This window comes from Mesorhizobium maamorense (genome assembly GCF_044998965.1).
Lineage (GTDB): Bacteria > Pseudomonadota > Alphaproteobacteria > Rhizobiales > Rhizobiaceae > Mesorhizobium.
Genome location: NZ_CP173356.1, coordinates 3,782,243 through 3,795,546, shown reverse-complemented (window position 1 = coordinate 3,795,546; position 13,304 = coordinate 3,782,243). Strand labels below are relative to the sequence as shown.

Annotated in this window: 13 protein-coding genes; 10 read left to right on the top strand and 3 right to left on the bottom strand. The window is 59.4% G+C overall.

Going from position 1 to position 13,304, the window contains the following annotated elements:
• Positions 1-54: 54 nt before the first annotated feature.
• On the bottom strand, positions 55-732 hold the full coding sequence (locus tag ACIU1A_RS19110; RefSeq protein WP_140498338.1) for an MIP family channel protein: 678 nt from the start codon (positions 730-732) through the stop codon (positions 55-57).
• A gap of 317 nt (positions 733-1,049) precedes the next feature.
• Here ACIU1A_RS19110 and ACIU1A_RS19105 point away from each other — a divergent pair, with 317 nt between their 5' ends.
• The 5 genes from ACIU1A_RS19105 (at position 1,050) to ACIU1A_RS19085 (ending at position 6,915) form a co-directional block, all read left to right on the top strand.
• The gene (locus tag ACIU1A_RS19105) at positions 1,050-2,339 is read left to right on the top strand and encodes an RsmB/NOP family class I SAM-dependent RNA methyltransferase (RefSeq protein WP_404925000.1); all 1,290 of its coding nucleotides are present in this window, start codon (positions 1,050-1,052) and stop codon (positions 2,337-2,339) included.
• Between the two features lie 128 nt (positions 2,340-2,467).
• Positions 2,468-2,926: a PaaI family thioesterase gene (locus tag ACIU1A_RS19100; RefSeq protein ID WP_027146613.1), complete on the top strand. Its 459-nt coding sequence runs from the start codon at positions 2,468-2,470 to the stop codon at positions 2,924-2,926.
• A gap of 134 nt (positions 2,927-3,060) precedes the next feature.
• A complete protein-coding gene (locus ACIU1A_RS19095; protein WP_404924999.1) occupies positions 3,061-3,786 on the top strand; it encodes a 5'-methylthioadenosine/S-adenosylhomocysteine nucleosidase in 726 nt (241 codons plus the stop codon).
• Positions 3,783-5,345, top strand: coding sequence for a glutamine-hydrolyzing GMP synthase (gene guaA, locus ACIU1A_RS19090; protein ID WP_404924998.1), 1,563 nt, complete (start codon positions 3,783-3,785; stop codon positions 5,343-5,345). Before ACIU1A_RS19095 ends, guaA begins: the two co-directional genes overlap by 4 nt.
• A gap of 316 nt (positions 5,346-5,661) precedes the next feature.
• The gene (locus ACIU1A_RS19085) at positions 5,662-6,915 is read left to right on the top strand and encodes a tyrosine-type recombinase/integrase (RefSeq protein WP_404924997.1); all 1,254 of its coding nucleotides are present in this window, start codon (positions 5,662-5,664) and stop codon (positions 6,913-6,915) included.
• Here the strand turns inward: ACIU1A_RS19085 and ACIU1A_RS19080 are convergent.
• Positions 6,896-7,186, bottom strand: a complete 291-nt coding sequence (locus ACIU1A_RS19080) for a helix-turn-helix transcriptional regulator (protein ID WP_404927965.1) — start codon at positions 7,184-7,186, stop codon at positions 6,896-6,898. The two genes, ACIU1A_RS19085 and ACIU1A_RS19080, sit on opposite strands and share 20 nt — an antisense overlap.
• Positions 7,187-8,548: 1,362 nt before the next feature.
• On the opposite strand from ACIU1A_RS19080, the gene ACIU1A_RS19075 reads away from it, so the two are divergent.
• A complete protein-coding gene (locus tag ACIU1A_RS19075; RefSeq protein WP_404924996.1) occupies positions 8,549-8,959 on the top strand; it encodes a hypothetical protein in 411 nt (136 codons plus the stop codon).
• Positions 8,960-9,287: 328 nt separating this feature from the next.
• On the opposite strand, the gene ACIU1A_RS19070 is transcribed toward ACIU1A_RS19075, so the two are convergent.
• Positions 9,288-9,809 (bottom strand): hypothetical protein, encoded by a 522-nt coding sequence (locus ACIU1A_RS19070; protein WP_404924995.1) that lies wholly within the window; start codon positions 9,807-9,809, stop codon positions 9,288-9,290.
• A 598-nt stretch (positions 9,810-10,407) separates the two neighbouring features.
• On the opposite strand from ACIU1A_RS19070, the gene ACIU1A_RS19065 reads away from it, so the two are divergent.
• The 4 genes from ACIU1A_RS19065 (at position 10,408) to ACIU1A_RS19050 (ending at position 13,125) form a co-directional block, all read left to right on the top strand.
• Positions 10,408-10,632, top strand: a complete 225-nt coding sequence (locus ACIU1A_RS19065; RefSeq protein WP_404924994.1) for a lytic transglycosylase domain-containing protein — start codon at positions 10,408-10,410, stop codon at positions 10,630-10,632.
• 63 nt (positions 10,633-10,695) lie between these two features.
• Complete coding sequence (locus ACIU1A_RS19060) at positions 10,696-10,965, top strand: hypothetical protein (RefSeq protein ID WP_404924993.1); 270 nt, start codon at positions 10,696-10,698, stop codon at positions 10,963-10,965.
• Positions 10,966-11,482: 517 nt separating this feature from the next.
• Positions 11,483-12,577 (top strand): hypothetical protein, encoded by a 1,095-nt coding sequence (locus ACIU1A_RS19055; RefSeq protein ID WP_404924992.1) that lies wholly within the window; start codon positions 11,483-11,485, stop codon positions 12,575-12,577.
• Positions 12,550-13,125, top strand: coding sequence for a hypothetical protein (locus ACIU1A_RS19050; protein WP_404924991.1), 576 nt, complete (start codon positions 12,550-12,552; stop codon positions 13,123-13,125). Before ACIU1A_RS19055 ends, ACIU1A_RS19050 begins: the two co-directional genes overlap by 28 nt.
• Positions 13,126-13,304 lie beyond the last annotated feature (179 nt).

Sequence of the window (13,304 nt, the reverse complement as noted above, 5' to 3'; positions counted from 1 at the left end):
ATAAAAAAGGCGCGAGGCTCGGCCCCGCGCCTTTTCTTGTCCAGGCTTTCGAAATCAGTCCTTTTCGAAGACGCGCGCCTTGGCGACGACGCCGGCAATGGCGCCGCCGATCAGCGGCGCGACGATGAACAGCCAGAGCTGGCTGATCGCGGCGCCGCCCGAGAACAGCGCCGGGCCAATGGAACGGGCCGGATTGACCGATGTGCCGGTCACCGGGATCATGGCGAAGTGGATACCCGCCAGCGTCAGGCCGATGACCAGTCCGGCGAAGGCCGTCGCATGCCTTTCCGCGGTAACGCCGAGGATCACGGTGACGAAGGTGAAGGTGCCGATCAGCTCCCACAGGAACGCGGAAGAGACGCCCCATTTCGTCTCGTCCCAGCCATTGGCGCCGAAGCCGCCAGTGTGTCCCCCGGCCTGGCCGGAGACGATGATCCACAGCGCCAGCGATGCCAGGATGGCGCCGATGATCTGTGCGATCCAGTAGGGTATGACGTCCTTGGCCGGCAGCCGGCCGGCAAGGAACACGCCGAGTGTCACAGCCGGGTTGAGATGCGCGCCCGAAATGGGGCCGATCGCGTAGGCGGCCGCGATAAGGCCGATGCCGAAGGCCAGCCCGATGCCTTCCTGCCCCAGCGGCAGCGCGCCGCCGAAGCCGCCCGTCACCACCGACGCGGTACCGATGAACACCAACAGGAATGTGCCTAGAACTTCCGCCAGATAAGTCTTCATTGCCCTCTCCTCGTGACGATCCGCCGGTCCACGCTTTCCGCGCCGCGAATCATGGCGGCAAGAGTATTCCCAACCGAAAAACTTGGAAAGCTGAGCTGTCGCATCCCTACCGTGCTTGCAGCCGCCAGTTAAGAACATTAGAGAGCTTGCATCTATTGACGATCTGCTGTTGACCGCGCCGGAAGATTTACTGCTCGAGCGGTTTTCGCCGATCCCAACAGGCGGCCTGCCGTCGCGAGAGGGGGCGGGGTTCAATCTCACCGTGAAAGGCTCTAAGAGCAGACCGAGATGATGCGCTCGATTTGGTGGACTGAAGAATGCGACTAGGCGGACGGCTGGCTGCGGCCATCGAAGTGCTGGAAGACATTGGCCGGCGTCACCGGCCGGTGGCCGATGCGCTGAAGGACTGGGGCCTGTCGCACCGTTTCGCCGGCGGCGGCGATCGTGCGGCGATCGGCAACATCGTCTACGATGCGCTGCGCCGCAAGCGCTCGGCAGGCTGGCTGCTGGGCGATGACACGCCGCGCGCCATCGGCTTCGGCGCCCTGCTGCTCGAATGGGGCCAGACCGCGCGCTCGCTCAACGAAGCGCTCGACGGCGACAAATTCGCGCCGCCGCTGCTGACAGCCACGGAGCTCCAGGCAACCGACGAGCGGCGGGTTGCCGACGCGCCGCCCGCGGTGCGCGCCGACATACCGGATTGGTGCGAGCCGCTTCTGCAACGCGCCTTTGGCGAGGCCTGGGTCGAGGAGGGCGCGGCGCTCGCCACCCGCCCGCCGCTCGACATCCGCGTCAACACTTTGCAGGCCGATCGGGCCAAAGTGCTGGCGGAACTTACCGAAGCCGGCGCCAAGCCAGCCCCTATCGCCCCGCACGGCATTCGCATTCCGCCGATCGACGGCGACGGCCGGCATCCCAACGTGCAGGCCGAGCCGGCTTTCCAGAAGGGCTGGTTCGAAGTCCAGGACGAGGGATCGCAAATCGCCGCCGCTCTTGCAGGTGCCGAGCCTGGAATGCAGGTGCTCGATTTCTGCGCCGGCGCCGGCGGCAAGACGCTGGCGCTATCGGCGGCGATGGGCAATACGGGTCAGGTCTTCGCCCATGATGCCGAGAAGGCGCGGCTGGCTCCGATCTTCGATCGCATCCGCCGCTCGGAAAACCGCAACGTGCAGATCGTCACCAAGCCGGCGGAATTGTCGCCGCTCACTGGCCATATGGACCTCGTCCTGGTCGACGCGCCTTGCACCGGCAGCGGCACCTGGCGGCGGCGCCCGGATGCCAAATGGCGGCTGACGCGAAGGCAGCTCGACGCCCGCAAGGGCGAGCAGATGGCGATCCTCGATACCGCTAGTAGCTTCGTCAAGGCGGGCGGCCTGCTGGTTTACGTCACCTGTTCGGTGTTCGACGAGGAGAATGGCGACCAAGTCGCCTCGTTTTGCCAGCGCAATGGCGGTTTTGCCCCGGTCGATCATCGCCGGCTCTGGGACAGCCGGTTTCCCGGCCATGAAACGGCGATGCGGCTCGGCGCGCTGGGCGGTATCTGCCTGTCGCCGGCGCTGAGCGGCACCGACGGTTTCTACATCTGCGCGCTGCGTAGGGCTTCCTGAATGGAGCGGAAGCGAAGCTTGCGCTTCCGCTCTCGAGATCAAATTGCTGCAGTGCAGCATTGCATGATTGCTTGCCGCTCACGCCTCTGCAATAAGCTTTTCCGGCAAAGGTGAAAGCAGCGACGGCCATGGCAGCAAAGATCGTACCCGCTCCGGACTATGAGGACCGCGTCAGGGCGTCCTTCGCGCGCCAGCAGGCAATGGCGACCATCGGCGCCGAATTGACGCTGGTGACGCCCGGCATCATCGAAATCGAAATGCCCTATTCGGCCGCACTCACCCAGCAGCATGGTTTCCTGCATGCCGGCGTCATCTCGACCGCGCTGGACTCGGCTTGCGGCTATGCGGCCTTCTCGCTGATGCCGGAGAATTCCGGCGTGCTGACCATCGAGTTCAAGGTCAATCTGCTGGCGCCGGGCAGGGGCGAGCGCTTCCTGTTCCGCGGCTCGGTGACCAAGCCCGGCCGCACCATCATCGTCGCCGACGGCCAGGCCTATGCCTTCGCCGCCGACGGCGAAGCCAAGTTGATCGCCACCATGACCGGCACCATGATGACGATGGTGGGCCGCGACGGGATTGCTGGGTGAGTGGCCGGTTCGCCGCAGGCGAATTCATCGTGCCAGTGGCACGATGAAAGGCCACGAACGCCGGGAGCTGCCGCAGGCAGCGGGTTCCGGCGAGCAGGCGGTGAAGACTGCAGGACAGGGAGGAGTAAATCATCATGACCGATAAAGTGTCGCGCCTGTCCGGCAAGGATGTCCTTTTCGTCATGGCTGCGCAGGCCGAATACGGGCCGCATCTACAGCGGCTGTTCACCCCGCTGATGACCGGTGTCGGCCCGGTCGAGGCAGCCGTCCGGCTTGGCGCCGAATTGTCCTGGCTGAAGTCGCAAGATGCGCTGCCGGACCTCGTCGTGTCGCTCGGCTCCGCCGGCAGCCGGACCTTGGAGCAGACGGAAATCTATCAGGCGGTCTCGGTCAGCTATCGCGACATCGACGCCTCGCCGCTCGGCTTCGAGAAGGGCGCGACGCCATTTCTCGATTTGCCGGTTACGGTGCCGCTGCCGTTGCGCATCCCGGGCATAAAGGAGGCGACGCTGTCGACCGGCGGCGCAATCATCACCGGCGCGGCCTTTGATGCAATTGCGGCAGACATGGTCGACATGGAGACCTTCGCCTGCCTGCGCGCCTGCCAGTTGTTCGACGTGCCCCTGATTGGGCTGCGCGGCATTTCCGACGGTGCGGCTGATCTCAGGCATGTCGGCGACTGGACCGAATATCTGCACGTCATCGACGAAAAGCTGGCGGATGCCGTCATGCGCCTCGAACAGGCGATCGGCTCGGGCTTGCTTCGGACGGCATCTCCCGGTGACGTGACGGGACCGTCTGAAAGTCAGGTTCGCAACCCATTGCGCCGACTCGTTTCTTTCTCTAAACGCTCGCCATGAAAACAGCCAATCAACCCGACACCGTCCTGATTGTCGATTTCGGCAGCCAGTTCACCCAGCTCATTGCCCGCCGCATCCGCGAAGCCGGCGTGTTTTCCGAGATCGTGCCGTTCCAGTCGGCCGAGGCGGCATTCAAGCGCATCAATCCAAAAGCCGTGATCCTGTCCGGCGGTCCGGCCTCGACCACGGATATCGGCAGTCCGCGGGCGCCGCAGATCGTCTTCGAGGCCGGCGTGCCGGTGCTCGGCATCTGCTATGGCCAGATGGCCATGTGCGTGCAGATGGGCGGCGTTGCCGAAAGCTCCAATCATCGCGAATTCGGCCGCGCCTTCGTCGAGATCGAGAAGGAAAGTCCGCTGTTCGAGGGCCTCTGGGCAATCGGCCAGCGTCACCAGGTGTGGATGAGCCATGGCGACCGCGTCATCTCCTTGCCCAAGGGGTTCGAGGTGTTCGGCAAGTCGGAAGGCTCGCCCTTCGCCATCTTCGGCAATGTCGAGCGCAAGATGTATGGCATCATGTTCCATCCGGAAGTGGTGCATACGCCCGACGGCGCCCGGCTGCTCAGGAATTTCGTCCACAACATCGCCGGCATCGAGGGCGACTGGACGATGCGCGCCTACCGCGAGCACGCGGTCGAGGCGATCCGCAAGCAGGTCGGCAAGGGCAAGGTCATCTGCGCGCTCTCGGGCGGGGTCGACTCCTCGGTCGCCGCGCTGCTCATCCACGAGGCCGTCGGTGACCAGCTCACTTGCATCCTCGTCGACCATGGCCTGATGCGTAAAGACGAGGCCGCCGGCGTCGTTTCGATGTTCCGTGAACATTACAATTTGCCGCTCATTCTGGTGAACGCGTCGGATCGCTTCATCGGTGCGCTCGAAGGCGAGGCGGATCCCGAGAAGAAACGCAAGACCATTGGCCGGCTCTTCATCGAGGTGTTCGAGGAAGAGGCCAAGAAACTCGGTGGCGCCGATTTCCTGGCGCAAGGCACGCTCTATCCCGACGTCATCGAAAGCGTCTCCTTCACCGGTGGCCCGTCGGTGACGATCAAGTCGCACCACAATGTCGGCGGCCTGCCCGAGCGCATGAACATGAAGCTGGTCGAGCCGCTGCGCGAACTGTTCAAGGACGAGGTCCGCGCACTCGGCAAGGAACTCGGCCTGCCCGAGAGTTTCATCGGCCGCCACCCGTTCCCGGGCCCGGGTCTTGCCGTACGCTGCCCCGGCGGCATCACGCGCGAGAAGCTGGAGATCCTGCGCGAAGCCGACGCCATCTATCTCGACGAGATCCGCAAGGCCGGCCTCTATGACGCCATCTGGCAGGCCTTCGCCGTGCTCTTGCCGGTGCAGACGGTCGGCGTCATGGGCGACGGCCGCACCTACGAATTCGTCTGCGCGCTGCGCGCCGTCACCTCGGTCGACGGCATGACGGCAGATTTCTATCACTACGACATGGCCTTCCTGGGCGCCGCCGCCACCCGCATCATCAACGAGGTCCGCGGCATCAACCGCGTGGTCTATGATGTGACGTCGAAGCCGCCGGGAACAATTGAGTGGGAATAAAGGTAGGTCGTTCGCCAGCATTCGGCGACTATCGAAGAAACTTCATTAACCGTCTGAATCTTATGTGCTTTTCTGTCTAGTTCTATCGCTGACTATCGCCCCTAAGCGGAATCATTTGACGGTATATCTGACGGCATTCCTTTTCGCGTCATCTTCGCTGCAGACTGATGCCGTCAGTGCGCCGGACTCAAGCATGTTGGCATCTTTCGAGGTAAGGCATTGAATCCAATGGGTTCTCCCAGGGCCTTGACGGTAAAACGAATGACGGTAAAGTTAGGCGTTTCACAATCCTAGATGCGCCAGTCCGCCTCCTCCTATGCTCACAGACATCGCACTTAAGAAGCTGAAACCAAAAGAGAAAATATACAAAGTCACTGATCGTGACGGTATGTACGCGACCGTGGCTCCCACAGGGCAGATATCGTTCCGATACGACTACCGAGTGAATGGTCGGCGAGAGACAGTGACGCTTGGGCGCTATGGTGAGGGAGGCATCTCGCTAGCAGAGGCGCGTGACCGCTGTCTTGCCGCACGAAAAATGGTTGCAGCCGGAAAATCGCCAGCCCAGGAAAAGCAGCGCGACAAGCGGCGCCTGTCTGCGACGGCTACGTTCGGCGATGCCGGCAGAGTATGGTTTAAAGAGGCGAAGATGGCGGACAGCACGCGCTCGATGCGCAAAGCCGTCTTCGATCGAGACATCTCGCCGACTTGGGATAAAAGACTCCTCACGGAAATAACGTCGGACGACTTGCGGGCGCTCTGCGCAAAAGTCAGGGATCGTGGCGCACCAGCAACGGCCATTCATGTCCGGGATATCGTTAAGCAGGTCTATGGTTATGCCATTCTGCACGGCGAGAAGATCGCCAATCCGGCGGACGAGGTAGGGCCAGCTTCCATAGCCACCTTCGAGGCGAAAGACCGGGCGTTGTCACCCGTAGAAATTCGACTCATGCTGAAAGAGTTGGAAAACGTGCCGACGTTGCCGACCATTCGGCTGGGCCTAAAGCTGATCCTGCTCACGATGGTTCGGAAAAGTGAGCTTCTGGAGGCGACGTGGGATGAGATCGACTTCGAGAACGCGGTGTGGAGCATTCCCAAAGAGCGAATGAAGCGGAAGAAGCCACATAACGTCTACCTGTCCCGCCAGTCCCTCGACATCATGATTGCGCTCAAGACTTGCGCTGCGAACTCTCGATACGTGCTTCCATCTCGCTACGACGCCGACGAACCCATGTCGCGCGCGACCTTCAATCGGATTACGATGGCGATTGTGGACCGCGCAAAACAACAAAATCTGCCGCTTGCTCCCTTTACGGTGCACGATCTACGGCGGACCGGCTCCACGCTCCTAAACGAGATCGGATTCAATCGAGACTGGATCGAAAAATGCCTTGCGCACGAAGACAGTCGCTCCTCCCGCGGCGTCTATAACAAGGCAGAATATGAACCGCAGCGGCGCCATATGCTGCAGGAGTGGGCCGACATGATTGAAGCGTGGGCGGCTGGCAATAAACACGCACCCACACTGCAGCCGATTTCCGGGGCAGCGGTCATCCTCGATCCGATTTGACGGGTCTCGTCATCCGCAACCGTACGTCGGGTCCCGGGGCCAGTTCGATCGAACCAGTAGAGGACGCGTTCCGCCGTTCCTGAATCCACGCTTCGACTTCTCCCAGGTCCCAAACGACGCAGCGGGGGGTCAGATTGAACCGTCGGGGGAACTCGCCTCGTTGTTCCATTTCGTAAATGGTCGTGTCCGATAGCGGGACGATTTCTCGCAGCTGCGACCTACGAACAGTTCGTACGACGCGACGCGAACCGAAGTGTGGCAGAACGGAAATCGGGCCAGGCTGCTCAATTTTGGATGCATTCACCTCTGAAGACTGCTGCGGTTTGACCATTTCGTACCCGGGAGAGAATTGCGTTGCCGGCCAATCGTCGCGCAACTTTCCGAAGTCGCGTACAGCCGTCAATTGCGACCACCTATCCTTGCTCGCGCGCCAAGGAAACCCGAAGGCGCCTCATTGCAGGAAGTGTCTGGATGCGCTGGGAACTTTGCTCTGCGGTCATTTCAAAGTGGCTCTATTGCTGGAAGAGATCGAAGGACGACAGCGCTGCTCCCCTACCTACGCACCAGCCGCAAGCGCGAGCCAATGAGGATTGGGCATCCCGGACCTTCCGGCCGAGGGCGATCCAGCTGAATTAGCCGAAATCGTGCACCACAATGTGATCAACTTGGGGAACCCCATTCCCAACGCCCTGCTGACAATCTAGAGCTTGTTAAAACATCGCTGTCAGACCGATTAGAGGTGAACTGACAGGCGAAGGGCCGGGGAGCCGCCATGTCTGTTTCCGGTTCGAAGCTGCTGTGGAACAGCGCCATCCGCTTTACCTGTTTTTGGGCCGTTGTTGCGGCTGTACGTTCGCCTGGTTAGATGTTGATCGGATTTGGCGACCCTCATAGCAGTGGGAAACGGAGACCTGGGAGGCGTGAACACTCAAGGCTTTGCATTCGTCATAGCTAGCAGTTTGGTGGCGTTCGCAGAGCTGCGCGAGGAGAAGGTTTCAGAACCTTCTGGGTAAGCTCGTCCAATATGCGTTGGAACATCTGGGCCCGTACTAGCCGCATTGCGCACCGGAGCGTCACGCTCAACCTCTTGCATCCGGGCTGACGGAAAAGCCGGCGCAATGCAACGATCGCCAGCGCGCAGACATTCCTCCGATGAACTCGCACCGGCGCGATTTCGACTCATCCGCGTCGCAGCAAACGGAGAATTACGAGTGGAGCCGGTCAAACCGTCCCGGTTGGGGGCCGAAGCAGTCCGTGGTGATGGTACCCTGAGCATCGGTCGCGGGCAAAGCAGCACGCCCATCTGGGCCTGCTCCTCAACCTCTACCAGCCCTTATCCACTTCATGTTCAAACCGACACAGCTGTCATAACATCGCGTCTTCTCGACGAGTTGGGCAGGCCGATACAGGTCTACGCGCGCGCTTCAGGCCTGATCAAGCCAACTCTGGTAACCCAACCGGTGAGGACCAGGACCAGCCGCCGATCGAGCACGCATGCCGTGTCATTGAATATGAGACGCCGGCCGATATCCTCTGCGATGGAAATGTTCCTTATGACATACCCGCCACGTACCGGTGGGCGTACTTTGATCTGCTTTCCACCGGCTCTTACCCCGGAGCGCTAGGTGGAACTATGCGCCTGTTCTTTCGCTTCGTCGCGCCGTTTGTGCATCGATCTTCATTGAAAAACATGGTTCTCAAGATGGGCACTGCGTATCAAGATCTTGTGCAGTACAGGCTCGGCCTGCCGAAATCTGCAGATGGCATTGTTGGCCCGTCGGTTGCCATTGACGAGAATCCAGAAACAAAGCCAAGTTCCAGTTTCTGGGATGCGAAGGGCCAACGGATGCCGCCCAAAGGTGACATAGGAGGAAAACCCCTTGCCTTGGTCACTCCCACCGCCTTGGTGCCAGGTGTTTATGTTGAGGTGAACAGCGATTCTGCGGCAGAGTTGTGGATGGACGTTTCTCTGCTGCATTCGACCGGCACTGTTGACGGCGAACCGTTCGATTTCGACTGGCTGTTCTCGCCGTCCGATGGGTAGCTCACCGGTCGACAGGGTCACCCCAGCGGGTCTCAACCGCATGGTTGAGGCTCAGGCTCGCATCGTGTCTGTCTCACCTCAAATTCGGTTGGTTTAGTATCCTCTAGCAGTGGGAGGGACGACGGCTGACCAAAGCCGGTTACTTCATTTGCATCGGCGAAAGGAAGGACTGCAACGTGACCATGGGTTCCCCGACCTGTATCGATATGTGCGGTTCCGCCCCCAAACCGCGCTCGTGAGGGTGAGGGGGGAAGAACTTGAAAGCAGGACGAACTGGGTTAGAAACGTGAGCGCGCGGCACGATGGCGGTCGGAGTTCGGCGTTGCTGCTATGACTTGGGCGTGAGGCCTGCTGCTCGATCGTCCGCCAGCACTCGGTTTGCCTCCTCTTCGAGGATCACTCCAAAGTCAAGCGGACGTATGTTACCTCGAATGTCGGTCAAAGCTGGCCGGTAAGTATACCACAACTCGCGTATTGGTCGCTGATAAGTCTCGTAGTTTTCAATTCGGCAAAACCAATTTTGCTGGCACTTTATGATCAACTCGACCGAGTCAACGGCTGATATGAGCCGCCCCTGCAACCCTTTTTCGATCACAAATTCGCGGGCAAGCCTTTCAAAAGAACCTCGGTCATTCTTCTCGATTTCGCTTATGTTTTCCGCGATGAACTGATCTCCGATCTGGATTACCGGTACAACAGTAGAATTGTACGACGCCGCATATTCTTTTGACGGGTCAAAAAAAACGGTGAAATTAAAGAGGTATTCAGCCGCAAGCAGGGCTGCTCCCATCAGGGCAAGAACGCCTGTGAGCAATCCGACTAGCTCGCCAGCAACCTTCATAAATGCCATGCCTCTTTTTCGCGGAGAACTGTTGCTCGAACGATCGCCACGCTTGGCCCACCCAGGCCACTGCGTGACGCGTTTTAGCAGCACGCGGGGCATCTTTCGCAAGGATCAGATGCGTACGCGTTCTCAGGGACTGAGACCAAATATGCCGCGCAGCAAAACAACAAGACGATTGCCATAGCTTTGCCGACTATTCCCATGCACCCCCGCATCTTTTCTTGCTCGTGGATCGATCGTTCGTCAAAACTGATCCATTGGTCGGATCGGATTAGACCGTGCCGTGTGCATCGCGCGAAAGCGACGTTTCCAAGCCTTAGTCCCATTCTATTAGAACAGTCTCATATTCCTGGCTGAAAATCGACTCAATTATGGCAACGGCGCGTGATAAGTGAATTGGCGATATACTTTGCTTTTGGAGATCGGCTCACGGCATTCCCTGCAGAGAACGTTGACTCTCCAGGCCCGCCGCATTCCGCGCAATGCCTCCCAAGGGCACGGAAATGGGCGAAATTCGTAGCCTTGCTGAGTTCACGCGCGGATATCACACAGTGCCGAGCCAACCGACTTTCGAGCAAAGGCTCAATGGGCTTGATGCCAGATTATGCAAGCGACGTGGGAAGAACTGCGCATCAAATTCAGTCTCGTTGACGATCCTTTTCGACCGCGCGACGACATTTTTGCGGGAGTAGCCTATCCACGCGAGATGCTCGACCGATACGGCCAGAACGGCCTCCTAGCTGCCTACAATGCCGGTCCTGGGCGATACAAAGAGCACCTTACAGCTGGCCGACCGCTGCCGCGCGAGGCGATCGAGTACGTCAGGTAAATCGCACCGCTGATCAATGGTGCGACTCCAATCTCGTCACGTGCACGGCAAAGATCGGGCAGGGTGAGTGTGCTCGGCTCAGTGATTTTATCGCATAGCGCGAACGCCTCGAGCGACACCGCATTGTTTAGCTGCGGTGATGCCGATTGTGATACCGGGATGGTGTTCGCGGCGATCCATCTGCCCCGCATGCGATCAGCGAGCGCCCGAGCCGTCATCGATCTGACGGCATTCGAACCGCAGCCGGATGGCTTCTCTCTTAGAGATTCATCCGCGGGGAAATCCGGTATCGAGAGCCTGTTCGCCAAGCGTCCGGCGGTGCTGGCGCGATGATCACTGGAAGCCTGGTCAATCGCATTCCGGTCGGTTCCGTCGATAAATTGCGGTAGGAGGTTGGTTTCCAAGGAGTGCGGGGAGGGATGGCAGGATAAAGGGCCGCGATGTGCGGCTCGGTCGGATGGTTGTTTTCATTATGGTTTTCGTTTCGCTTCACGATGTGCGCAAGAAGTCTGCGATGCGCGTCATCGCTATTTCCTCAATATTTCCAATGAAATCGCACCTCGCGATTGCCGAAGCCGTGATACGCGATAATGGCGTTCGCCTCCGCCAGGCAGCCGCTCGCGCGCGGGGCTTCTCATCCTGCCGACAGTCACTGCGGTCCGGGAGCGCGCGTAGGTCACTTGGATCTGTTTCAGACCGACGGTCTGCTCGCCAAGATACGCACTACGGCTCGTCGGCTGATTTGTTTTCGCTTGGCCGCACGCATGCAACTTGGGATCAACGGGTGGGCTTGCCTCCAACACCATCTTGTGCGTGATCATGAACTAGGTCTTTAGGGGAAGGGGTGGTCGTGTCAGACATCGATCTTGGCGAACTTAGGGCGGCGCTTGATAGCTGGGCTAGACTAGTTGCTGCTGAACGTGGCGCCGAAGGCGTCTATCTGTTCGGCAGTCTGGTTTACCGAGGCGGTGCGCAGTTCACATCCCTAAGCGATGTCGATTTGGTCGTGAAATTCGGAACATCCATGAACGCGTTGGCGCGCGCCACGTGGCTTGGCCAGCTGTTCCCCCTAAAGAAGCAACTCGAGATCACGCTCTTAAGCCTCTTGCAGCGTCGTATCGTGGAACCGCTCGCGAGTGTCGCAGCTGTAACGCAAGCTGAGATTGACCTTGATATTCAGAAAGAGAACCAGCCCTCCTTTTATTCGAGCAACACATTCGTCGATCTGTTGAGCGGCGCGACGATTGACGGCTTGCCCGGATCGGCGTCCGCGGCGCCGTGCAATCGTCTGCTCGCAGGTAGCATCAGTATGACCCAAAAAATGCGACACCAGTTTCTTGGGGTGAGTGCCAACAATCGGACGATTCTCCAACCTTTCGACGGCGAAGACCGTGTTCCCAAAGCGGTGATGCGCGCAGCGGCTATGGCCCGCCGACTGGCTGATCCGAGCTTAGGTAAAGGTGCCGAGTATGACACTCGCTTGGGGCTCGATCACCTCACGAAGTATCTACTGGATCACGAGAAGGACGATTTGCGGCTTGAGGATCTGAGCCGGTTGATCTCCGAACGTCGGGGTGCGCGGGGCGAGGGTGGACCAATCAGCCAGTTCGACCAACTGCTCTTGTCTGAGATCGTCTTCGACCTAGCCGCCGCTAGTCGCCAAGGCTCGTCAATTATGCCGGTTTCCCTGCCCCGTCACGGTACTCCACCGAGTCAGCAGGAAACGCACGTTGTACCCGACGCGCCGAATGACGGCGGTAGCGCGCCGGCCAACACGACGCAGAAGGAGGGGAAGCCGCCGCTGCCGAAGTTTAAGGGTGGGACGCCGTTGAGCTTTTTTCGGACCGGTTCCAACAGGCGTTTCCCGGTGTTCGAAGCATCGAATGGTTCGACCAAAGCGCTAACGCTATCGATCGCTTGGCACGTCTACTCCAGCAGCCGCTGAAGTTTAGCGATGCGGCCCCAATCTGGTGGTGGCGCGATGGAAATCTCGACATCCAACGCTTTGCCCAAATCGATGCGTCCGTGGTCCTTATTAATCACGACGAGCTGAAGATTCGGCGGATAGCCGCCGTTCCCGGTGCGACCTACAAATGGAACTTCGTTTATGTCGAAGTCGACGCAATGGAACCCACCGGCCTCTATGAAGCGGATCCAGATCGACTGGAAGAACGGATAAAGATGAGCGGATACGCCGCTGAGGAATACGGGCTATACGCGGGGTCACATATCTTCAATCGTGGAGAATATGATGATGGCGGAACCTACATTGACGGGGTTTATGTTGATACCACAGGGAACAGTACACTTCGCGTACGTTACTTGACGCCATACAATTTTATAATCGCACCGCAAGACTCGCCAGTTAACAACATGGAATTCGATAGCGTCTTGGTTAGCTACATGAACAGGGCTCTAAATGAAGATGCGAAACTGGTAATCGAAGAGCTATCGCGCGAGGTGGCGCAACTGCCGTTACATCTTATCAAATGACGTCGTAGTTCCCTAGGATTTGCTCAAAAGCGAAGTTCGGGAGACTTCACAGCGGCCGGGTGCAGCATACCCGTCTAAGAATCGACCCTCTCCGCGTGCCAAAGCTCGTACTGCGGCTTGCATGATCCGCCTGGAGCATTAATCCGCCGTATCGGAATCCTTCCTTCGGGCGCGTGCAA